Annotated in this window: 15 protein-coding genes, 1 other RNA gene and 1 pseudogene; 12 read left to right on the top strand and 5 right to left on the bottom strand. The window is 65.6% G+C overall.

Going from position 1 to position 23,539, the window contains the following annotated elements; genetic code table 11:
• Positions 1-56 precede the first annotated feature (56 nt).
• The 8 genes from ABQZ00_RS04165 (at position 57) to ABQZ00_RS04130 (ending at position 13,450) form a co-directional block, all read left to right on the top strand.
• The gene (locus ABQZ00_RS04165) at positions 57-1,982 is read left to right on the top strand and encodes a beta-galactosidase (RefSeq protein ID WP_323537507.1); all 1,926 of its coding nucleotides are present in this window, start codon (positions 57-59) and stop codon (positions 1,980-1,982) included.
• Positions 1,976-3,343: an APC family permease gene (locus ABQZ00_RS04160; protein ID WP_323537508.1), complete on the top strand. Its 1,368-nt coding sequence runs from the start codon at positions 1,976-1,978 to the stop codon at positions 3,341-3,343. Before ABQZ00_RS04165 ends, ABQZ00_RS04160 begins: the two co-directional genes overlap by 7 nt.
• Complete coding sequence (locus ABQZ00_RS04155; protein ID WP_323537509.1) at positions 3,322-4,263, top strand: carbohydrate kinase family protein; 942 nt, start codon at positions 3,322-3,324, stop codon at positions 4,261-4,263. The genes ABQZ00_RS04160 and ABQZ00_RS04155 overlap by 22 nt, the downstream gene beginning before the upstream one ends.
• Entirely contained in the window at positions 4,260-5,684 is a 1,425-nt protein-coding gene (locus tag ABQZ00_RS04150) for a 6-phospho-beta-glucosidase (RefSeq protein WP_323537510.1), read from the top strand. Before ABQZ00_RS04155 ends, ABQZ00_RS04150 begins: the two co-directional genes overlap by 4 nt.
• 654 nt (positions 5,685-6,338) lie before the next feature.
• The gene (locus tag ABQZ00_RS04145; RefSeq protein WP_323537511.1) at positions 6,339-7,802 is read left to right on the top strand and encodes a glycoside hydrolase family 125 protein; all 1,464 of its coding nucleotides are present in this window, start codon (positions 6,339-6,341) and stop codon (positions 7,800-7,802) included.
• Between the two features lie 188 nt (positions 7,803-7,990).
• Positions 7,991-10,333 (top strand): GH92 family glycosyl hydrolase, encoded by a 2,343-nt coding sequence (locus ABQZ00_RS04140; protein WP_323537512.1) that lies wholly within the window; start codon positions 7,991-7,993, stop codon positions 10,331-10,333.
• Between the two features lie 356 nt (positions 10,334-10,689).
• The gene (locus ABQZ00_RS04135) at positions 10,690-12,531 is read left to right on the top strand and encodes a glycoside hydrolase family 35 protein (protein ID WP_323537513.1); all 1,842 of its coding nucleotides are present in this window, start codon (positions 10,690-10,692) and stop codon (positions 12,529-12,531) included.
• 715 nt (positions 12,532-13,246) lie between these two features.
• Complete coding sequence (locus ABQZ00_RS04130) at positions 13,247-13,450, top strand: hypothetical protein (protein ID WP_115528640.1); 204 nt, start codon at positions 13,247-13,249, stop codon at positions 13,448-13,450.
• Between the two features lie 65 nt (positions 13,451-13,515).
• Here ABQZ00_RS04130 and ABQZ00_RS04125 read toward each other — a convergent pair.
• Positions 13,516-13,835 (bottom strand): annotated as a pseudogene (locus tag ABQZ00_RS04125) (RebB family R body protein).
• A 393-nt stretch (positions 13,836-14,228) separates the two neighbouring features.
• On the opposite strand from ABQZ00_RS04125, the gene ABQZ00_RS04120 reads away from it, so the two are divergent.
• On the top strand, positions 14,229-15,299 hold the full coding sequence (locus ABQZ00_RS04120) for a sialidase family protein (RefSeq protein ID WP_323537514.1): 1,071 nt from the start codon (positions 14,229-14,231) through the stop codon (positions 15,297-15,299).
• A 596-nt stretch (positions 15,300-15,895) separates the two neighbouring features.
• Here ABQZ00_RS04120 and ABQZ00_RS04115 read toward each other — a convergent pair.
• Together ABQZ00_RS04115 and ABQZ00_RS04110 are read right to left on the bottom strand one after the other, a co-directional pair.
• Positions 15,896-16,615 (bottom strand): copper homeostasis protein CutC, encoded by a 720-nt coding sequence (locus ABQZ00_RS04115; protein ID WP_115555084.1) that lies wholly within the window; start codon positions 16,613-16,615, stop codon positions 15,896-15,898.
• A 23-nt stretch (positions 16,616-16,638) separates the two neighbouring features.
• The gene (locus tag ABQZ00_RS04110; RefSeq protein ID WP_323537515.1) at positions 16,639-17,703 is read right to left on the bottom strand and encodes a glycosylasparaginase; all 1,065 of its coding nucleotides are present in this window, start codon (positions 17,701-17,703) and stop codon (positions 16,639-16,641) included.
• A 954-nt stretch (positions 17,704-18,657) separates the two neighbouring features.
• On the opposite strand from ABQZ00_RS04110, the gene ABQZ00_RS04105 reads away from it, so the two are divergent.
• From ABQZ00_RS04105 to ABQZ00_RS04095, 3 genes are read left to right on the top strand one after another with little or no spacing between them, the layout of a single operon-like run.
• The gene (locus ABQZ00_RS04105; RefSeq protein WP_503064265.1) at positions 18,658-20,157 is read left to right on the top strand and encodes a vWA domain-containing protein; all 1,500 of its coding nucleotides are present in this window, start codon (positions 18,658-18,660) and stop codon (positions 20,155-20,157) included.
• A gap of 29 nt (positions 20,158-20,186) precedes the next feature.
• Positions 20,187-20,759, top strand: coding sequence for a sigma-70 family RNA polymerase sigma factor (locus tag ABQZ00_RS04100; RefSeq protein WP_115514604.1), 573 nt, complete (start codon positions 20,187-20,189; stop codon positions 20,757-20,759).
• Positions 20,756-22,543 carry a RodZ family helix-turn-helix domain-containing protein gene (locus ABQZ00_RS04095; RefSeq protein ID WP_323537517.1) on the top strand — a complete coding sequence of 596 codons (1,788 nt, stop codon included), beginning with the start codon at positions 20,756-20,758 and terminating at the stop codon, positions 22,541-22,543. Before ABQZ00_RS04100 ends, ABQZ00_RS04095 begins: the two co-directional genes overlap by 4 nt.
• Positions 22,544-22,547: 4 nt before the next feature.
• Here the strand turns inward: ABQZ00_RS04095 and ABQZ00_RS04090 are convergent.
• Together ABQZ00_RS04090 and ABQZ00_RS04085 are read right to left on the bottom strand one after the other, a co-directional pair.
• Positions 22,548-22,623: non-coding RNA, sX9 sRNA (locus ABQZ00_RS04090), on the bottom strand.
• A 92-nt stretch (positions 22,624-22,715) separates the two neighbouring features.
• Entirely contained in the window at positions 22,716-23,288 is a 573-nt protein-coding gene (locus ABQZ00_RS04085; RefSeq protein ID WP_323537518.1) for a GNAT family N-acetyltransferase, read from the bottom strand.
• Positions 23,289-23,539: the final 251 nt, after the last annotated feature.

Here is a 23,539-nt window from a genome sequence, read left to right as displayed (position 1 = left end):
GACGCCGTGTCGCCGGTGGCGGCGTGGCGACGCCTTCCCTTTCGGCTGGAGAGACGATGAAGCGCAGGACCTTGTGCACGTTCGGCCTGTTCGCCCCGTTGGGCTTGGCGGCCACACCGGCGCTACGATCGCCGGCGCGCACCGCGCTACCGGCGCCGCTACCGGATGGCCAGCCGCATGCGTTCGGGTTCGACCATGGCCAGTTCACTCTGGACGGGCAGCCATGGCAGCTGCGCAGCGGCGAAATGCATCCGCTGCGCATCGCGCGCGCCGATTGGCTGCACCGCATCCGCATGGCCAAGGCAATGGGGTTGAACACCATCGCGTTGTACCTGATGTGGAACGCGCTGGAACGCGAACCGGGGCAGTTCGATCTGGACACCGGCGAGCGCGATTTCGCCGCCTTCATCCGCCTATGCCAGCAGGAAGGGATGTGGGTGTATCTACGGCCCGGCCCATACGTCTGCGCCGAGTGGACGCTGGGCGGGCTGCCGCCGTATCTGCTGCGCGAGCCGGACATGCGCCTGCGCGATGCCACCGACGCGCGCTACATGGCTGCGGTGCAGCGCTACATCGACGCAGTGGCGCCACGGATCGCACCACTGATGGCCAGCGCGGGTGGCCCGGTGCTGATGCTGCAGATCGAAAACGAATACAACATGCACGGCACCGATGTGGGCTATCTGCAGGCCTTGGCCGCGCTCTGGCGCGCGCACGGCATCGCCGGCCCATTCTCCCTGGCCGAGGGTCTGAAGGATCTGCGTCGCCGCAAGGCCTATCTGCCTGGTGCGGCACTGGGCCTGGATGGTGCGGACATGGCAGACCTGCAGGCCGCCACGCAGTTCGCAGGCGACGCGCCGGTCTGGGTGGCCGAAGGCTATCCGGGCTGGTTGACGCATTGGGGCGACGACGACGTTGCGCGGCGCGATTACGCGCCGATGCTGCGGCAACTGATGGCCGCCGACGACTCGTTCAATCTGTACGTAGTGCACGGCGGCAGCAACTTCGGCCTGAGCGCCGGTGCCAATGCAGAAGACGACGGCTCGCAATTCCAGCCGGCGCTGACCAGCTACGACTACAGCGCTCCCATCGACGAAGGTGGACGTGCCACACCCGCTTACATGGCGCTGCGCGGGATCATCGCAACGTATCTCGGCACATCGTTGCCGCCGATACCGGCTGCACCGCCGCGCGCGCGTTTTGCATCAGTCATTGCCCGCACGGTGGCCGCGCTCTGGGACAACTTGCGTGTCGACCCTGTACACACCGAGCGGCCCACCGACAACCAGACCCTGCTCAAGCAGAACCTTGGATTGGTGGTGTACCGGCGTCGCATCGCGGCCGGCGCGCAACTGCACCTGGGGCAAGTGCACGACTACGCGGTGGTGCATCTGGACGGTGCCGAACTTGGGCATGTGTCGCGCATGCAGCACGCACGCCTGCACAGCGACCCGCAGCTGGCATTGCCGCCGTCCACCGCTACCGAGCGCACCTTGGAGGTCTTGGTCGACAGCTTCGGGCATATCAATTTCGGCCCGGCCTTGGGCGATGCAAAAGGCTTGCTCGGCCCGGTGCAGCTGGATGGCAAGGAGCTGCGCGACTGGCAGGTGCAGGGCCTGCCGCTGGACGGCGACCACGCGCCGACGCTCCGCCCGCTGCACGCAGCACCCACGCGGCCCGGCCTGTTCTTCGCTGCCGACATCGCGTTGGAGACGGTCGGCGACATCTACCTGGACATGGGTCAGTGGCGCAAAGGCTATCTGTGGATCAACGGCCGCCTGCTCGGGCGTTACTGGAACATCGGCCCGCAGCAGTGTCTGTTCTGCCCTGGCGCGTGGCTGCAGCCGGGCAACAATGCAGTGCTGGTGCTGGATCTACACCAACTGGAACCCACCGCCATTCACTGCGCCGATGGGCTGACCTCGGCACACAACGCGAACCCTGTCGCGGCACTCGCACACCCAGAGCGCTGCGCATGTTGACCGCCCCCATCGCGCCACTTTCAGCCGCGCCCGTCGCTGCACCGCCGCGCACGCTCGGCGTGTGGAGCGCGCTGTCAGCCAACCTGCTCAACATGATCGGCATCGGCCCGTTCATCACCATTCCGCTGGCGTTGTCTGCGCTGGCCGGGCCGGCGGTGTTGCTGGGCTGGGTCGCCGGTGCGCTGCTGTGCCTGTGCGATGGACTGGTGTGGGCCGAACTGGGCGCAGCGATTCCGCGCTCCGGCGGGCCGTATCACTATCTGCGCGAGGCCTATGGGCGCGAACACTGGGGGCGGCTGTTCGGCTTTCTGTATCTGTGGCAGACGCTGTTGACCGCACCGCTGTCGGTGGGCTCGGCGGCGGTGGGCTGCGCGCAGTACCTGGCCTTCCTGATGCCGGGGCTGGGCCATGCTCAGCTCACCGCGATCGCGATGACGCTGTGCGCGTTCAACACGCTGCTGCTGTATCGCAAGGTGCGCTCGGTGCAGGTGCTGTCGCTGCTGGTCAGCGCGGTGGTGATCGGCGCCTGCGTGTGGATCATCGGCAGCGGTGTGCTGCATTTCGATGCCGGCATCGCGGCAGAGTTTCTGCACGCACGTCCTGCGTCGCCGCATGGGTTCTGGTTAGGCTTCGGCGCGGTGGCGCTGATCGCGGTCTACGACTACGGCGGCTACAACAACGTGTGCATGCTCGGCGGCGAAATCCGCAGGCCGCGGCGCACGATTCCGCGCGCGGTGCTGCTCTCGATCCCGATCGTGGCGCTGCTGTACCTGGGCCTCAACATCACCCTGCTCGGCGTGCTGCCGTGGCAACAGGCCGCGCAGTCGAAGGCGGTGATGGCCGACTTCATGCAGACCATCTACGGCCCCACCGGCGCCACAGTGGCGGTGGCACTGATCGCGCTGGCGGCATGGGGCTCGGCGCTGGTGGTGCTGCTGGGCTATTCGCGGGTGCCGTATGCGGCCGCTGCGGCCGGGCAGTTCTTCGCGGTGTTCGCGCGGCTGCATCCGCGTGGTGGATTTCCTACGGTGTCGCTGCTGTTCGTCGGCGCAACCTCGACCCTGGCCTGCCTGCTCTCGCTGGAGGATTTGATCGCCACCTTGATGATCATCCAGATCCTGTTCCAGTTTCTGGCGCAATGCCTGGCGGTGGTGCTGCTGCGGCGCAAGCGTCGCAGGCGTGCGTTTGCGATGCCGCTGTATCCCTGGCCGCTGCTGATCAGCGTCGTGGGCTGGCTCTACCTGCTGGCCACCAGCCCGGGACGGCGCCTGCTCGCGGCAGTGTTGGCGCTGTGCGTGGGTAGCGCGGTGTATCTGATCCAGGCACGGAGGGAGCGCGCATGGCCGTTCCAGCTGCAATGAGCACTGCGCAGATCGCGGTGGTCGGCGAGGTGTATCTCGACCATATCTTCAGCGGCTTCGCACGCTGGCCGGCACCGGGCGAAGAAGCGTTCGCGCAGCACTACCGGCGCGAACTCGGCGGCGGCACCGTCATCACCGCCTGCGCACTGGCGCAACTGGGTTGCAGCGTGCGTGTGATCGGTGCGATCGGCGCGCACGATCGCGCACTGTTCGTGCAGCGCCTGGGCGACTTTGGCGTTGCGGCCGACGGGCTGATCGACTCGCCCAGCGGTACCGGCGTGACCACCAGCGTGTCGCTGCAGGACGACCGTTCGTTCTTCACCTATGCCGGCGCCAATGCGGAGCTCCCCGCGTTGCTGCTGCGCGAAGACACCATCGCCGCCCTGTGCGCGGCCACGCATGTGCATTTCGCGCTGCCGTTGCCGGCCGCAGTGGCGCGCACGTTATTGCCGCAGCTGGCGCGCGCCGGCTGCAGCACCTCGCTGGATGTCGGCTTCAGCCCGCAATGGCTCGCCGATCCAGACAACCGCGCCACCTGTCGCGCAGTGACCTGGTTCCTGCCCAACCAGAAGGAAGCCGCATTGATGGGCTGCGGCGACGGCGCCGACGCCTGCAGTGCCTGGGCACAGGCGCAAGGCCTGCATCAGACGGTGATCAAGCACGGCGCTGCCGGCGCGATGGTGGTCGATGCCGACGGTGCGCGTCTGATTGCCGCGCCCCAGGTGCATCTGCGCGACAGCACCGGCGCCGGCGATGCCTTCGATGCCGGCTTCATCGCCGCGCGCCTGCACGGGCTGTCGCTGGACGCCGCCGCCCAACAGGGCTGCCGCTGCGGCGCGGCGTGTTGCAGCGCGCTGGGCGCACTGGACGGTCTGGTTTCCCTCTCTCCCCTTTTCTCCCCCACTGAGGACGTTCCATGAGCAGTTCTGTCGACAATCGCAAGCTGACCTTGATCGGCGGCGGCGGCGTGCGCACACCATTGGTGGTGTACGGCGTCAACGAAGCCGCCGAAGCACTCGGCGCCCGCGAGATCGTGCTGTACGACCCCGACCAGGAGCGGCTGGCCTTGATGGTGGCGATGGGCCGCGCCATCGTGGCCGAGTCCGGCGGCACGCTGCAGGTGCATGCCGCAACGTCGTTGGAAGCGGCCATCGAAGGCGCGCACTTCGTGCTCAACAGCATCCGCATCGGCGGCATCGCCCAGCGCGCCTCCGATGAAAAAACCATCATCGACCACGGTTATTCCGGCCAGGAAACCACCGGACCCGGCGGCGTGGCCAAGGCGCTGCGCACGGTTCCGGTGGCGATCGAGCAGGCACGCATGATCGAGCGGCTGAGTCCGGACGCATGGCTGGTCAGCTTCACCAACCCGGCCGGGCTGGTCACCCAGGCCATCACCGCGCACACCCGCGCGCGCGTGGTCGGCATCTGCGATACGCCGGTGGAGCTGTTCCACAACATCGCGCGCGCGCTGGGCGAGCCGGCCGCCGATGTGGAGTGCGACTACGTCGGCCTCAATCACCTGGGCTGGATCCGCGCGGTGCGTTTGCGCGGGCAGGACATCATGGATCGCATCCTCGACGACGACGCCATCCTGCGCCAGCTGTATCTGGCGCCGCTGTTCGATGTCGAAATGCTGCGCGCGTTGCGGTTGATCCCCACCGAGTACCTGTATTTTTTCTACGAACGCCGCCGCGCCCTGGACAACCAGCGCGCCAGCGGGGCCAGCCGCGGTGGCGAGATCGAGCGGCTCAACCGCAGCCTGATCGCCGACCTGCGCAGCCGCCTGGAGGCTGGCGACAACGCCGGCGCGGTGCAGACTTATGCGGCCTACCTGGCGCAGCGCTCCGGCTCGTACATGAAGCTGGAGGCCGAAGCCGGCTCGGCGTTCGCACCGGATCTGGCGCCGCAGCCGGACCCGTTCCGCGCCAGCACCGGCTATCACCGCATCGCGGTGGACGTGATGAGCGCATTGACCGGCGCACGCCCGGGCCGGCACGTGGTCAACGTGCGCAACCGCGGCGCAATGGCCGAGCTGGCCGACGACGACGTGGTGGAAATCGCCGCAGACATCGACCGCGACCGCATCGTGCCGATTCCCGCCGCGCCCCTGCCTGACGCGGTGCATGGCTTGGTGCGTGCGTTCAAGGCCTACGAACACGCCGCGATCGACGCCGCGCTCAGCGGCAGCCATCGCGATGCCTGCAAGGCCATGCTGATCCATCCGGCGATCGGCGAGTGGGGCCCATCGCAGCGCCTGCTGGACGCCTTGTTCGGGCACGACCACGACGACGGCCAGTGCGCCGGCCCGGCGCACTGGCGCGGGCATGCGCCCGGGTGATGGAGCCGGCCTGCGGATCTCGACGTGGCCGGCACCACGCCGACGCTGGACGCCTTGTCTGGGCACGACCACGACGACGGCCACTGCGCCGGCCCGGCGCACTGGCGCGGGCATGCGGCTGAGTGATGGAGCCGGCCTGCGGATGTCGGCGTGGCCGGCACCACGCCAACGCTGGACGCCTTGTTCGGGCACGACCACGACGACGGCCACTGCGCCGGCCCGGCGCACTGGCGCGGGCATGCGGCCGGGTGATGGAGCCGGCCTGCGGATATCGGCCTGGCCGGCACCACGCCGACGCTGGATGCTTTGTTCGGGCACGACCACGACGACGACGGCCACTACACCGGCCCGGCGCACTGGAGCGGGCATGCGGCCGGGTGATGGAGCCATCCTGCGGATAGCGGCGTGGCAGGCACCACGCCGCTATCCGCAGGTGTTCCAGCCAGGCCGCGCCGCCACGGCCTGGCAGGCATCCGGCGGCGCGCGCGCCCAAAAATTTGTGCGAGCGCACTATGCAGTTTCGACGCACACGTTGTATGGTCATCGGGAATTGGTCATGCATAGGTCTCATCGCCCAGGCTGCCGTCTCGCAGCCGCCAGCGCAGGGAGCACCGTCATGCGGATCGCAGGTCGAATCCATGGAGTCTTGAGGTCATGCATACCCGCCGCGACATCCTTCAGCTACTGGGCGCCAGCGCCGGTGCCGGCCTGCTGGCCAGCGCCCTGCCCGCGTTCGCGGCCGCGCCTGCCGCCGGCGCTTCCACTGCCGGCGGCGCCTTCGTCAGCAAGCGCCCGCCCAAGGCGCAGCGCCGCTTCGTCAGCAAGGCGGTCGAGCAGCAGATCGTGCAGATCAAGGCGCAGATCGCTGACCCGGAACTGGCCTGGCTGTTCGAGAACTGCTACCCCAACACGCTCGACACCACGGTGGAAACCGGCACCCGCAACGGCAAGCCCGACACCTTCGTCATCACCGGCGACATCCATGCGATGTGGCTGCGCGATTCGTCCGCGCAGGTGCATCCATACGTGCCGCTGGCCAAGCGCGACCCCGCGTTACGGCGCATGTTCCATGGCCTGATCCAACGCCAGGCCGCGTGCATCCGGCTCGACCCGTATGCCAACGCCTTCCTGCCCGATGGCCAGACCCAGCGCCTGAAGTGGTCGCTCAACGACATCACCGAAATGAAGCCCGGCGTGGGCGAGCGCAAGTGGGAAATCGATTCGCTGTGCTACCCCATCCGCATCGCGCACGAATACTGGCGCGCCACCGGCGACACCGCTCTGTTCGACGACGACTGGCGCGAGGCGATGCACGTAGTGGTCAAGACCTTCCGCGAACAACAGCGCAAGGACAATCGCGGCCCGTACGTGTTTCAGCGCCCCTCCCCGCTAGCCACCGAAACCCTGGTCTTGGAAGGCTACGGCCAGCCGACCAAACCCAACGGCATGATCCACTCGATGTTCCGCCCGTCCGACGATGCCTGCGTGTTTCCGTTGTTCGTGCCGGCCAACCTGTTTGCGGTGGCCTCGCTGCGGCAGTTGGCGACGATGAGCACCGCATTGCATCGCGACACCGCCTTCGCCGCCGAGTGCACCGCACTGGCCGATGAAGTGGAAACCGCAACCCGCCAGTTCGGGCAATTGCGCGATACCGATGGACAAGCCTATTGGGCCTTCGAAGTGGACGGCTTCGGCAATCAGCTGTTTATCGACGACGCCAACGCCCCCGGCCTGCTCAGCCTGGCGTACCTGGGCTGCTGCGATCGACGCGACCCGGTATTCCTGCGCACGCGCCAGCTGGCCTGGAGCGAACGCAACCCGTATTTTTCGCGCGGCACCGCGGCCGAAGGCGTGGGCAGCCCGCACAGCGGCATGGGCACCATCTGGCCGATGTCCATAGTGCAATACGCGCTGGTCAGCGACGACGACGCGCAATTGCGCCAGTGCCTGCAGTGGCTCAAGACCACCCACGCCGGCACCGGCTTCATGCACGAAGCGTTCGACAAGGACACCCCGAGCACGTTCACCCGCGACTGGTTCGCCTGGGCCAACACTTTGTTCGGCGAGCTGATCATCGATTTGCATCAACGCAAACCCCAACTGCTGCGCAGCGCCTGAACACCGCGCAGCGCTTGATTGCTATCCGAAGCACCTGATTGCTATCCGAAGCACCTGATTGCTACTCGAAGCGCTTGATTGCTATCCAAAGCGCTGGATTCCTTCCTTCTCCCGCCTGCGGGAGAAGGTGCCCGAAGGGCGGATGAGGGTGCCCCGGCATCGGCCCGCACATTCAGAGACAACACCCCATGGCAACACGACGCGGTTTTCTCCAAGGCGCCATTGCTGCAGCATTGTTCGGCAGCGTGGGCCTGCCCGGCGCAGCCCGCGCACGGGCCGGCAACTACGCGCTGCCCGCCGATGCGCGCACGCGTGCCGAGCTCACCCGCCATGTCGATGTATTCATCGGCACCGGTGGTCATGGCCATACCTTTCCCGGCGCCACGCTACCGTTCGGCATGGTGCAGCTGAGCCCGGACACCTACAACGCGGTGTGGGATTCGTGCTCGGGCTATCACGAATCCGATGGCTCGATCATGGGTTTTTCGCACACGCATCTGTCCGGCACCGGTATCGGCGACATGCTGGATTTTCTGCTGGTGCCCGCCACCGGCGAGGTCAAGCTAGTGCCTGGCACACTCGACGCGCCGCAGACCGGTTACCGCTCGCGCTTCGATCACAGCGACGAAGCCGCCTCGCCCGGCTATTACCGCGTGCGGCTCAAGGACAGCGGCGTGCATGCCGAGCTCACCGCCACCGCACGTGCAGGCCTGCACCGTTACCACTTTCCCAAGGGCAAGCCGGCGCACGTGCTGCTCGACCTGTGCCACGGCATGCAGGACAAACCAGGCATTCCCACCCGCGTCAGCGATGCACAGCTGCGCGTGGTCGACGCGCAAACCCTCACCGGTGGGCGCCGCGTCTACCAGTGGGCCAAAGGGCGCTACATCTACTTCGCCATGCGGCTGTCGCGGCCGTTCGCACGCGTGCAGCTGTACAACGAAGACCAGCCGCTGGCAGCCGACACCCGTAGCCTCGATGGCACCCATCTCAAGGCCGCGCTGCACTTCCCGGATGCCTCCGATGCCCCGCTGCTGATCAAGGTCGGCATCTCTGGCGTCAGCGCCGACAACGCGCTGGCCAATCTCGATGCTGAGCTACCGGACTTCGACTTCGCACGCGTGCATGCGCAAGCCGTGGCGACCTGGGAAAAGGAACTGGGCCGCGTGCGCATCGACAGCGATGACGATGCGCAACGCCGCATCTTCTACACCGGCCTGTATCACAGCCTGCTCGCACCCACGCTCTTCAGCGATGTGGACAACCGGTACCGCGGCATGGACCTGCAGATCCACACCGCGCCCAAGGGCTACAACAACTACAGCACTTACTCGTTGTGGGACACCTACCGCGCCGCGCATCCGCTGCTCACCCTGGTGCAACCCGAGCGCGTGCCCGACCTGGTGCAATGCCTGGTGCGCGGCGCCAACGAATGCCCGGACGGCGTCGGCATCTGGCCGCTGCAAGGCGTGGAAACCGGCTGCATGATCGGCTACCACTCTGCCGTGGTGCTGGCCGAAGCGCACGCCAAGGGCTTTACCGGCATCGACTACGCCGCCGCGTGGCCGGCCTACCGCAAGCGCGCGATGGACGACACCACCCACGGCCTGGCGTACTACCGCACGCTGGGCTACATCCCCGCCGACAAAGTGGACGAAGCGGTCAGCCGCACCCTCGAATACGCCTATGACGACTGGGCCTGCGCGCACTTGGCACAGGCCGCCGGCGCGGTGGACGATGCACGCGCGTTGCGCAAACGCTCGCGCAACTACCGCAACGTGTTCAATCGCGACAGCGGCTTTGTGCAGGCGCGCCTGGAAGACGGCAGCTGGGCCAAACCGTTCGACCCGCGCGGCATGGGCCACATCGCCAAGTGGCGCGATTTCACCGAATCCAACGCCTGGCAGGCCACCTTCCTCAATCAGCATGACTTGTACGGTTACATGGAGCTGTACGGTGGCCGCGATGGCTTCGTCGCCAAATTGGACGAACTGTTTTCCACCAGCTCCGAACTGCCGGCCGATGCGCCGCCGGATATCGACGGCCTGGTCGGCCAGTACGCGCACGGCAACGAGCCCAGCCACCACGTGGCCTATCTGTTCGCCTATGCAGGCCAACCGTATAAAACCCAGGCGATGGTGCGCCGCTTGCTGCGCGAGCAATACCACGACGCGCGCAATGGCCTGTCCGGCAATGAAGATTGTGGGCAGATGAGCGCGTGGTTCGTGCTCAGCGCGCTGGGCTTGTATGCGGTGGACCCGGTCAGCGGCAACTACATTGTCGGTAGCCCGTTGTTCAAACGCGCAGAACTGGATGTGGGCAAGGGCCGCACGCTGCGCATCGTGGCCAACAACACCAGCGCGCAGAACGTCTATGTGCAATCGCTGAGCTGGAATGGCAAGCCGATCAATCGCGCTTGGCTGCGCCACGCCGATCTGGCTGCGGGCGGCACGCTGGAATTCACCATGGGTGCCAAGCCCAATCCAGCCTTCGGTGCGAACAAGGAGGATTTGCCGCCGTCGTTCGCATAACGGCGCACGCCCCAAGCAACTCATCCCATAGGGAAGTCGACCGATCCCTGCCATACAAGCTAAAGGCACGCGCTTCATTCCTGGCGTAAACGAGCGGATTGCAGTCCTCGTCTCCCGCAAGCGGTAGGCTCGCTCGCACCTCCTTTCGCAAGCGGGAGGCTCGCTCTTCCCTTCTCCCGCAAGCGGGAGTCTTGCCTTTCCCTTCTCCCGCAAGCGGGAGTCTTGCCTTTCCCTTCTCCCGCAAGCGGGAGAAGGTGCCCGAAGGGCGGATGAGGGGCCCCACCCACAGCCCGCCCCACCCAACACCCCATTCACCACGCTTGTCACCAGTCATGCGTCACCGCCGAGAATCGCCCATGTTGCGCACCACCCTCAGCCCCCTCGTCCTGGCCCTCGCGTTCGCGCTTCCCGTCACCGCCATTGCCGCCGACACCGAGCGCTGGCCCAGCGTCGGCACGCAGGGCACGCAGTTCGTGCGCGACGGCAAGCCGTATCAGATCCTCTCCGGCGCCATCCATTTTCAGCGCATTCCACGCGCGTACTGGAAGGACCGTCTGCAAAAGGCGCGCGCGCTCGGCTTGAACACGGTGGAGACCTACGTGTTCTGGAACCTGGTCGAACCGCAACAAGGCCAGTTCAATTTTGCCGGCAATAACGACGTGGCGGCCTTCGTCCGCGAAGCCGGGGCGCAAGGCCTCAACGTCATCCTGCGCCCCGGCCCTTACGTCTGCGCCGAATGGGAAGCCGGCGGTTATCCCGCGTGGTTGTTTGGCAAGGACAACATCCGCGTGCGTAGCCGCGACCCGCGCTTTCTCGGCGCCAGCCAGGCGTACCTGGATGCAGTGGCAAAACAGGTGCAACCGCTGCTCAACCACAACGGCGGCCCCATCATCGCCGTGCAGGTAGAAAACGAGTACGGCTCCTACGACGACGACCACGCCTACATGGCAGACAACCGCGCCATGTTCGTCAAGGCCGGCTTCGACAAGGCGCTACTGTTCACCTCCGACGGTGCCGACATGCTCGCCAACGGCACCCTGCCGGACACCTTGGCGGTGGTGAATTTTGCGCCAGGCGAAGCCAAGAGCGCGTTCGACAAACTGATCAAGTTTCGTCCCGAGCAACCGCGCATGGTGGGCGAATACTGGGCCGGCTGGTTCGACCATTGGGGCACGCCGCACGCCAGCACCAATGCCAAACAACAGACCGAAGAACTGGAGTGGATCCTGCGCCAGGGCCACTCGGCCAACCTCTACATGTTCATCGGCGGCACCAGTTTCGGCTTCATGAATGGCGCCAATTTCCAGGGCAATCCCAGCGACCATTACGCGTCGCAGACCACCAGCTACGACTACGACGCCATCCTCGACGAAGCCGGCCAGCCCACGCCCAAGTTCGCATTGATGCGCGATGCCATCGCACGCGTCACCGGCGTGCAACCGCCAGCGTTGCCGGCACCGATCGCCATGGCCGCACTACCGGACACCCAACTGCGCGAATCTGCGTCGCTGTGGGACAACCTGCCCGCACCAATCGCCATCGACACCCCGCAGCCGATGGAACATTTCGGCCAGGATTACGGCTATATCCTCTACCGCACCACCATCACCGGCCCGCGCAAAGGTCCGCTGTATCTGGGCGAGGTACGCGACGTGGCACGGGTATATATCGATCAGAAGCCGGTAGGCAGTGTCGAACGTCGGCTGCAGCAGGTCTCCACCGACGTGGACATCCCGGCGGGCGAACACACGCTGGACGTTTTGGTCGAAAACAGCGGCCGCATCAACTACGGCACGCGCATGGCAGATGGCCGCGCCGGCCTGGTCGACCCGGTGCTGCTGGACAACCAACAACTCACCGGCTGGCAGGCCTTCCCGCTGCCGATGCGCTCGCCCGACAGCCTCCGTGGCTGGACCCGAAATCACGTCGACGGCCCGGCGTTCCACCGCGGCAGCCTGCGCATCGGCACGCCCACCGACACCTATCTGGACATGCACGGCTTCGGCAAGGGCATCGCCTGGGCCAACGGCGTAAATCTCGGCCGGCATTGGTCCATCGGCCCGCAGACCGCGCTGTATTTCCCCGCCCCGTTCCAGCGCAAGGGCGATAACAGTGTGGTGGTGTTCGACCTGGACAGCACCGCCAACCCCAGCGTGCGCGGCCTGAAACAGCAGGTGTGGATCAAGCCGAAGCACTGATGACGTCACCTTCGCGCAGATCCAGAAGGTGGCAAGCAACTGCAACACTCAAAACCCCTCTCCTGCCGGAGAGGGGTTGGGGTGAGGGTACGGGGCGGGCCGCATGTATCAGATGGAGGGGCGCTGCACGCGTCAAACCCATCAGCGCTTTAAACCCACCAGCGTTCGCGGGCAAGCGTGCCGTTCCACAAAGCGTTTGTTCGACAACCAGACGAAGTTACGCCGCACCCTCATCCGCCCCTGCGGGGCACCTTCTCTTGAGGGGAGAAGGGAAATCAAAGCCCCTCTCCCCTCGGGAGAAGGCGTTGGGGTGAGGGTACGGGGCAAGCCGCACGCACTGCAGGCCAGCCTGCAGCGACGCGCTGACCGCATCCATCTGCAGCATGATGGCACGCGGCACGCGCAACCTGTGCCCTGCACATACCCACGCAAATCCATCGTCCGGCCTACAGCGTTACGCCATAGACACGTTGCTCACCATCCCCTGCGCCACCGCCAAACCCACCGCCCACCAACTCCGTGCAAGGCGCCTCAACTGCCGCCCCTTCAGACCGCGCCTTGCGCGCCGTTATCTGGAAGTCCGGTGCACCTGTACCGCCCGTTGCCGTCCTGGTATCGGGCGGACCATATTCCAGGCAAGATCACCGGCTGACACCGTTACGGGGCGCTTTGGTTGCTACGTAGACGGCCTGATTGCAGGTTCCAGGAGCGTTGCATGTCGTCGTCCACCGTTGTTGCCCAAGATTCCACCTCCGTTGCCCCGGAGCACACCCAGCACGCGTTTGCAGAGCAGGTCCATAGCAAGCCCATGGGCAGCACCGAAGCGGCGCACATGATGACGTTCCTGTGCCAGACCCAGTCGGCCAAGAAGCCGCAGACACTGTTGCCGCCACAGGTGCGCGACGAGAACGCCGCCTAAGCACGGCCCGACGCGTGCGCCGCTGCCGACAGCGGTGCACGCTTGCCAACGCCCAGCCCGCAGCGTTATTCAAACGCGTTGAGCACCGTCGGCAGGCTGCTCAGGTATCGGACACGCCTGCCTGCGCAATCGTCTCGGTGGCACCGGCTAACGCCGTGGTATCCACACCGTAAATCTGCATCACGCCCTGGTTGGTCGCGGACTGCGCCAGCGTGTTCTGTTGCTGCTGCGTCGCTACCGCGTTCTGGAACAGGATGCCGGCCGCTTGGGCCATGCTCTGGTAGATCGTGCCCATTGCCATGGCAGGCGCCTCGCCGATGACCTTGACGTTGGACTGGGTGACGGCATCGGTGGTCTGACTGTTGACTGCGGTTGGAAAAGCCATGCTGCGCTCCTGAGTGAACGGACGCACGGCGTTACGTGCCCCGGCAGCCAAGCTCGGCGGCTGTCGACCGCATCGCGCTCCACAGACCAGGCCGCAAGACACAACACACCATGCCCTCCCGATAGCGGCGTGCAGCCCTGCGTCTGAACCCTAGCAACGCAGCTTCGCAATGCACGTCGCAGTCACCTCGGCAAAGTGTTGCGCAGTGGCCGAAGATAGGGTCAGCGCGCTGAGGCCAAGGGCGGCCAGCCAGCGCAACGGGCAGAGCGGGCGCGACGACATCGCGGGTCGTCGCAGTGGTCGGCGACCAGGGCCGCCTGCGATGACCAGAGCACATGGTATTTAAGAGATAATAAATAGGTATTTTTAAAATTCGCACAGGACTGGACCACGATGGCTTCGCCACGCCTGCTGATTGGCCTGATTGCCAGCCTTGCCGCCTTTATTGCCGGGGCACAGGCGCCCGCCTCGCCGCCTTCGCCGATCTTGCTTAGCGAGTTCATTGCCGACCCGGCACCTACCCCGCAGGCGCATGCCTCCACGTTATTGGAGACCCGCGATGGCCGCCTGCTGGCTGCCTGGTTCGGCGGCGCGCACGAAGGCGCGGCCGACGTCGGCATCTGGCTGACCCAGCGCGACGCACAGCACTGGCAGCCACCGCGTCGCATCGCCGATGGCACGCGTGCCGGCAAGCAGGGCGCGACCGTGCCGGCCTGGAACCCGGTGCTGTTTCAATCGACCACCGGTCCGGTGCAGCTGTTTTACAAGCTCGGCCCCAACCCGCGGCAATGGTGGGGGCTGCGCATGACCTCAGCCGACGATGGAACGCATTGGTCTGCGCCGCAGCCGTTGCCTAACGGCATCCTTGGGCCGATCAAGAACAAACCCGTGCAACTGCCGAGCGGGCGCATCCTGGCACCAAGCAGCAGCGAAGATCGCGGTTGGCGCGCGCATCTCGAATGGAGCGACGACGACGGTGAGCACTGGCAGCGCGGCATGCCACTCAACGACCCCAGCATGATCGGTGCGATCCAGCCCAGTCTGTTGCTGCACAGCGATGGCCGCTTGCAGGCGCTGGGCCGCAGCCAGCAGAACAAACTCTTCAGCACCTTTTCGCACGATGGCGGCCTGCATTGGCAGCCGATGCAGTTGCTCGATGTGGAAAACCCCAACTCCGGCACCGATGCGGCGACGCTGCGCGATGGTCGCTCGCTCCTGGTCTATAACCCCGGTATTGCCGGCAAGGACTGGTGGGACGGGCGCGGTACCCTGGCCGTGGCGGTGTCCGACGATGGCATGCGCTGGCAGCGCGTGTTGACGCTGGAAGACAGCGCAAAAGACGAATTTTCGTATCCGGCGGTGATCCAGACCCGCGACGGGCTGGTGCACATCAGCTACACCTGGAAGCGTCAGCGCATCAAGCATGTGGTGGTCGATCCGACGCGGCTTGGTGGCGGCGAATAACACGCAACAAGCGCGGTGGATGCGGCTGCGTCGGAGTCGCTATCGATAAGCACTGCCGTGGTGTTGCGCGCTGTCTGCTGTGTTCTCAATGTCACTTCAAATACGTTGAATGCGCGTCGCGGCAGGTAAACCGCGAACGTGACTACCCCCACCCCAACCTCTGTCCCGAGCGGAGAGAAGCTCTACCGAGGGCAGCGGAGTTCTGATCCCTTCTCCCCTCGGGAGAAGGTGTTCCGCAGGGGCGGATGAGGGTACGGCGTAGCTTGGCGTTGCCTGGTGAACACGCGCGTTGCAACGTTGGGCGAGTGCATGCAAGCGCTGCCGGCCTCAAAAAGATAATGGGGTTAACGCAGGCAGCGCGCTGCGATCTGATACCGGCCGATCGCCTCGTAACCTCATCACCTCTCCCCCCCTTCTCCCAGCGGAAAAGAGAGACATCGGCATTGCTCTTGATGGTCTGTTCCGCACCAATGTTCCCAAGAAAGAAGGCAAAACAATCTACGCCCCCTTCCGCGCTCGCGGCGCTGCTGCCCAACCCGCAGCGTGAGATATTGTCATCGATAAAGCACATCAGCTGCGCACAACGCACGCGCAACTCACCCGCGCAGCAACGCCACGAGACGCCGCACACGCTCCACATCCGTGCGTTGGTAATCGCCACCCAGGTCGCTGATGTAGGCATGCGGCGCATGCACCTGTGCGGCCACCGGCCCGCGCAAGGAGGCATGAAATTCATGCGCGCCAGTCCGCGCACGCAAGGCGGCAATGGTGTGCTCGGACACGCCGGCTCCGGGCATGATGCCGATGCGCCCGGCGGCCTGCGCCACCAGCGCAGCGATGGTGTCGATGCCCTCCAACGCACTCGCCCGCGCGCCCGAGGTCAGCACGCGCGCGCAGCCCAGCGCTATCGCGTCTTCCAGTGCGCGTGCCGGATCGGCACTCACATCGATCGCACGATGGAAGGTCACGCCCAGCGCTCCGGCCGCTTCGATCAACACACGCATCGTGGCCATATCGACCTGCCCGTGCCGATCCAGCGCGCCCAGCACCACGCCATCGCAACCCAACCGCACGCACTGCTCCACATCGCGCTGCATCGCTTCGACCTCGGCGGCATCGAACACGAAGTCGCCCACGCGCGGGCGAATCAAGACATACAACGGAATCTGCAACCGCTCCCGCACCACCGCCAGCGTGCCGAACGAGGGCGTCAAGCCACCGCCATCCAGCCCGCCACAGAGTTCCACACGCATCGCACCGCCCTGCTGCGCGGCCAGCGCCGAGCCCACCGAGTCGGCGGCCACTTCAAGCCCCATCGCCACCGACTTGTCAGCTGCGCTCATGCCGCAGGCTCCTGGGTGTAGTGGCTTTCGCCGGGCACCAGAAGGTCTTGCCGCGTCGCATCGCATACCGCGTAACTAAAGCCTTTCTGGATCGCAAACGCGCCCACTTCGCCACGCTTGTTCATCGCCAAAAACCCGACCTGCAACGTGCGCGTCAGTTCCGGCTTGCGGTGGATCAACCGCATCACCACCTCGCGGCAGGCATCGGCCGGCGACTTGCCTTGGCGCATCATTTCCACCACTGCAAAACTGCCCACGTTACGAATCACTTCTTCGCCCACGCCAGTGGAGGTCGCGCCGCCCACCTCGTTATCCACGTACAAGCCGGCACCGATGATCGGGCTGTCGCCAACCCGGCCGTGCATCTTCCACGCCATGCCGCTGGTGGTGCAGGCACCGGACAGATTGCCGTGCGCATCCAGCGCCAACATGCCGATGGTGTCGTGATTATCTTTACCGCCGGGCAATTTGGCGTCGCGCCACGCACGGTTTTCCACATTGGCTTCGGGCGAATACTTGGATGTCTTCAACCACTGCTTCCACGCCGCTTCCGAACTTGGAGTGAGCAGCTTGGTCTTAGGAAAGCCCTGTTCCAACGCGAACTGCCGCGCGCCATCGCCGACCAGCATCACGTGCGGGGTTTTTTCCATCACCGCGCGCGCCACCGAAATGGCATGCACCACATCTTCCAGCGATGCCACCGCGCCGCAATTGCCCAGGTGATCTATGATGCAGGCATCCAGCGTCACTCGACCGTCGCGATCCGGATACCCGCCCAGGCCAACGGTGGGATTGGTCGGGTCCGCTTCTGGCACGCGCACGCCCGCTTCCACTGCATCCAGCGCGATACCGCCGGCACTCAGGATTTGCCACGCGGCCTGATTGGCGGCCACGCCGAAATCCCAGGTTGAGATCACTCGCGCCGCGCCCGCCGGCAAGGCCGCAGGGCGTGCTGCTGCGGTGGATTTCGCTGCGGCCTGCGCACGCGCGCCCCACCCGGCCAGGCCGGAAGCAATGGCGCCCAGCGTGGCGCTCTTGAGGAAATGACGACGTTGAATCATCCAGGCGAACTCCATGACGGAAACAGATGCCGCGCACTGCGCCGCAGCCTCCCATCATGCGACAGCGCTGGCTGCGGATAAACCGCATTGCCGTGCGCAACCGGTGCGGATCCATGCACAACCGCGCCTGGCTTAGCGCGGCGAGCCAAAAGTAGCGAGTGGTCGTCAGGTAGGCGTGGATGGCGTGCTCAGAGCCGGAGTGAACGAGTGGCAGCCGAACCGGGCACCGGTCGTGGCCGCCTGGTGGTGAGCGAAGTCGTTCTGTTAGCTGCTCTTCTCTCTGGCTGGCGTGCAGTTGTTGCGCGTCCTATCTGGTGCGGTACGCCGACGTCCGGCTGGTAGAAACCCCAGCCTCCCAGCAGACCTCCTGACCTCCTCACCTCCTCACCTCCCGGCAATCACGCAGAGGTACGAACTTCTGCCCACAGGAAAGGGATTTCGGTGGGCGGACCAGACGTCCGCAGGCCGCAGCCACGAAGCAGCACCAGCCATCGCCAAACCAATCGCAAACCCATCACAAAAAAATCTTTTTCCAGTTAACCCCATTTCCCGCGCTGGCCCGTTTTACCTACAGAGGCGCAGTGCACGGCGACCTCGGGCTGTCTGGTTGTTACCCACTTCGTCATCGCCACGCAAAGGATTCCCATGCCACGTCACAGCCTTCTCGCGCTCGCCCTGTTGCTGAGCGCCTGCTCGCACGAGCCCACCGCACCCGTCGTTGGCGACCCGCCCGCATCGCCCCTTCCCGATGCAATGGCATCGCCACCCAGCACCGCCGAGATCGCGTACACGCCTGTGTACACGCCCGCACTGCCCCCCCCACCCGTGCACGCAAGGCCCGCACCGATACAACCAAGCCAGGCTGATATGGTCTATGCGCCCAGCCCGCCAGCACCCGCAGCGCCGCAGAGTGCCAATGGCGCACTTGCGCGGCAAGCACCTGCGGCCACGCTGATGGCCAAGCACGCACTGCCGGATCGGTCCATGCCCGCACCACCCATTGCGTCGATAACACCGGCCGAGAATCGCGAAACCTACCAGACCCTCAGCGACAACCCGGTCGTGCAGGCCGCAGACAATCCGGTGTCTACCTTCAGCATCGATGTCGACACCGGCAGCTACAGCAATGTGCGGCGCTATCTCACCAGTGGCAGCCTGCCGCCGGTCGATGCAGTGCGTGTGGAAGAGATGATCAACTACTTCCGCTACGACGACCCCGCACCCCGCGACGGCCAACCGTTTGCCGTGCGTACCGAACTGGCGCCCACGCCCTGGAACAAGAACAGCGTGCTGTTGCGCATCGGCATTACCGGCCGCGATGTCGCCGCGTCTGCCATGCCGGCAGCCAACCTGGTGTTCCTGGTCGACGTCTCCGGCTCGATGGATGCGCCCGACAAGCTGCCGCTGTTGCAGTCCTCGCTCAAGCTGCTGACACGTCAACTGCGCGCGCAGGACCGCATCACCTTGGTGACCTACGCCGGCAACACCGCCGTGGTGTTGCCGCCCACGTCAGGTAATCAGCAAGCACGCATCGTCGAAGCCATCGACAGCCTGCAATCGGGCGGCGGCACTGCCGGCGCCAGCGGCATCGAGCTGGCCTACAAGGCAGCGCAGCAGAGCTATCTGCGTGGCGGCATCAACCGCATCCTGCTGGCCACCGATGGCGACTTCAATGTGGGCGTCACCGACTTCGATACGCTCAAGGGCATGGTGGCCGAAAAGCGCCGTTCCGGTGTGGCGTTGTCCACGCTCGGCTTTGGCACCGGCAACTACAACGACACCTTGATGGAGCAATTGGCCGACGCCGGCGACGGTGCCTACGCCTACATCGATTCGCCGCTGGAAGCGCGCAAGGTGTTGACCCACGAACTGGGCGCAACGTTGGAAACCATCGCGCGCGACGTCAAGATCCAGGTCGAGTTCAACTCGGCCACCGTGCAGGAATACCGCCTGATCGGCTACGAAAACCGCGCACTGCGCCGCGAAGATTTCAACAACGACCAGGTCGACGCCGGCGACATCGGCGCAGGCCACAGCGTCACCGCGCTGTATGAAATCACCCCCGCACGCGGTGAAGCCTCGGTCGACCCGCTACGTTATGCCACTAAAGCCAAACGCCAAGCCGCAGACAACGGCAACGAGCTTGCCCATCTCAAGCTGCGCTATAAATTGCCGGACGCGCACCGCAGCCGCCTGCTGGACACCGTCATCCGCAGCGACCAGCAGGTTGCACTGAATGCCTCCAGCGACGCGTTCCGGTTTGCGGCAGCGGTCGCTGGTTTCGGCCAACGCCTGCGCGGCGGCAACCAATTGCACGGCTGGGATTATCCGCAGCTGCGCGCCTTGGCAACAGGCAGCATCGGCAAGGACCGCTTCGGCTATCGCGCCGACTTCCTGCGCATGGTGCAGCAGGCCGAAACGCTGAGCAGCCGGCCGGTCGCCACCACCGACTGATGCGCGCAGCGGTTGCCTATACTGCGCGCATGCATCCTGCCGATCTTGCGCATCTTCCCGACGAGGAGCTCATGCTCCTCGTCGCCAATGGCTTTGTCGAACAGCCGGCCACTGAGCTGTTCAAGCGGCATAACCGCGCCTTGTTCAATTTCCTGGCGTGGCAGTGCGAGGGCAATGTCGGCGAGGCCGAAGACCTGGCACAGAAGACCTGGCTCAAGCTGATGACCCGCTGCAGCGACTACCGCCCCGGGCAAGCGGCCTTCAGCAGTTTTCTATTCCAGATCGCGCGCAATGCGTGGATCGACACGCGTCGTAGTGCTTACGTCGCCACCTCGGTGCCGTTGGACGACAGCCATCTGCACCTGCCCGACGACGACCTGTCCACCGAGCAGCTGGCAATGCTGGGCCAGCAGCAACATCGTGTGCGCAGCGCGGTGATGGCCTTGCCCGATGCACAACGCGAAGTGGTCGTGCTGCGGTTCTTCTCAGGTTTGGCCATCGAAGACATCGCACAGGTGGTCGGCGAAGGCTTCGAGACCGTCAAGAGCCGGCTGCGTTATGCGTTTGCCAAATTGCGCCTGAGCCTGGACGCCGCGCAATGAGCACGCTATTCGAGCGTTTTATTGCTGGCGAAGATGGCCTGGCCGCGTTGCTACGTGCATTGCCGGCCTACGCGCCGCCCGACCGCATGCAAGCGTGGTTTGCGCAGGCCGCTGCGCAGGCCGACAGCACGCGCAATACCGCTGGGCCTGGATCGGCGCAGACAACATCGGCAGACGCAGCAGACACCTTGCAGTTCGAACCACCGGCGACGATGGGTGCCATCTTCGCTGCCGCTGCCGTGCAGGCGGAGCAAGCGCAGGCCGCACAGCGCGCGGCCATCCACGCACGACTGGCAGACGGCGACGACGCGGCGCAGGCACTGGGTGCGCCGGTACACGACAGCACGCGTGCGTGGTTGCAGCAGCAGCTGCCCGTTGCATCCACAGCCACGCATGCCGCCGCGCCTGCGTTGCGGGAGAACGATAGCGACGATGCGCCTGTGGGTGATGGCACTGCGCCAGTGGAGGCGACGCAGACGGCGAGTCGCTCGTCCTCCAGCGTTGCACCAGGTGATACGTCGCCGGCTCCGGTGCCGGTAGCAGCGACGCCACCGATCACCTCGCATGAAGCGCAGACCGGCGATAAAGCGCAAGCAAACGATGCGACGCGTGCGCATCCTCCTACGCGTCGCGCGCGCCGCCAGCGCTGGATGCCAGCATTGGCGCTGGCGGCCTCGGTCACCTTGGCAGTCGGCGTCGGCCTGCAATGGCAAGCAACTGCGCCGCCGACACCATCGATGCAGGCTGCGCCGGCTGCGGCTATGCCAGCCGATCAAGCCCAGGCGGCAGAAAAGCTGACAAGATCGGCCCCGGACAATCAGGCACCGCTGCCTCAGATCCCGCAGCCAGAGCCCGCGCCCGCGCCCGCATCAACGTCAGCGTCAGCGTCAGCGTCAGCGTCAGCAGATTTTGATAGCACGGTCGAAGAACGCATGCATCAACCCGCTTATGCCCCGCCGCCAGCGTTTGCGCCACCGCCGATGCCCGCGCCCGCGCAACCTGTGGAGTCGTTGGTTGTCGTTCCGACTCCCCCGGCGCCGGCCGCAGCACCTTCCGAACCCGCGCCAATCGCAGCAGCCCCTGCCGCCGACCTCGCGCTGCCGGCGCTACCTGCACCGGTTGCGCCGTCCGTCAGCGCATCAGTCGCCGAGATGCCGTCTCCGTCCGCAAATCGCAACGCCGCTGTGCCGGATACCGCCATTGCCGCGCAGGCACGCGTACGCAGCAAACCGAAGCCGGCAGCTGCGCCTGCGTTTGCCGCTGCGACACCGGCAAACGACATGCAGCCATTCGGGCAATTGGACGCGGGGAACTCTGCGCACTCCACGCCAGCCGCTGCAGTGGTCTCCCGGGCGCCTCAGGATACGCAGCTGTCGCGCGCCTTGATCAAACGCGCGCCGTTGCAGAAAGACGCTGCTACGCAACAACGCGTGCAAGAACACACCGCAGCGCAGGCTCCCGGGCCGGTATCGACAGTGGCTGCTCCGCAAGCCAGCACCGCAGACGATGCCGCAAGATCTTCCGAGCCGGTGCACTTGCTTGCGTTGACGACCTCGCCGGATACGTGGCTCGACCACGCGCTGCCTGCCGGACAACGTGGGCCGGTGCAGCTGCACATCTGGACGGCAGATCCCGAGGCGAACGCGTTCCGACAGTGGCTCGATCAACTGCGCAAGGCATACAGCAAGCGCAATGTACCGGCGCAACTGGACATCGCCCGCGACCCACGCCTGCCAACCGACCGCGTGCGCGTCGAAACGGTGAGCCCAACGCAACCGAAGTGAGTGCAGCCAACAAAACGTAGCGAACAGACGTCAGGCGGCTGTGGACGGAGCACAGGAATCGGAGTGTCGCCGTGGTCCATGTCGACTACGACCACCGGTCGCGCCGGTCGATGCCGCGCTATCGCTATCGCTATCGCAAGCATCCGCTATCGCCAGCAGAACGCGGCGCACCTCACTCCGCGCCGAACTCCACGTCTTCGCGCAGTAGGCTGGTCAGCACATGATCGCGCCAGACGCCGTTCAACTGCAGATAGCGTCGCGCGCGGCCTTCGATCTGGAAGCCCAGCCGCGCCAGCACCTGCGCGCTGCGCACATTGTCCGGCACGTATTGCGCCATGATCCGATGCAACCCGAGCGGCCCGAACACGAATGCGATGCCCTGCGTGGCGGCCCACTGCATCAAACCGCGCCCCTGATGGGACGCATCCAGCCCGTAGCCGAGATGACAGCCCTGAAACGCCCCGCGCTGAATCTGGGTGAAGCCCACCGTGCCGATCACGTCTGGCCCGGAACACAGCACCAGTTGCAGTTCGCGCTCACCGGGCACCGACGCGCGGTAGGCGATGCACAATCGGCGCCAGCCTTCGACGGTGTAGAACGCAGGCGGCCGCAGCGGCATCGCCTCGATCAGATGGCCGCGGTTGCGCGCGTGATAGTCGGCCACTGCGGCGTGGTCGGCGTTGGCCAGATCGGACAACACCACACCGTCCGCATGGCACACGGGCTTGAAAGCGGGCAGGCTCATGACGTCACTCTACAATCGCGATATCGCGCATCGTATCGATCAGCGCCAGCTGCGCAGCGCGATGCGAAAGCCACAACGCTGACGCCGAACCGTCCACCCGCCGGGCTCACGCATGCACGTGACCGCAGACGCATCGCCTGGATACCAGTCGTTTCAAGCGCGGCGATCCACACGCTGCGTGCATGTCCCGCTTGGATCTGGAGATCACACAGGGACTGCACTCTGCGCGCACGCCCTGCCGAAGGAGAGCA

The sequence above is a fragment of the Xanthomonas sp. WHRI 10204 genome, from assembly GCF_040202875.1.
Classification (GTDB): domain Bacteria; phylum Pseudomonadota; class Gammaproteobacteria; order Xanthomonadales; family Xanthomonadaceae; genus Xanthomonas.
The sequence above is the reverse complement of the archived record's forward strand: the minus strand, read 5'-3'. Positions and strand labels throughout refer to the sequence as shown.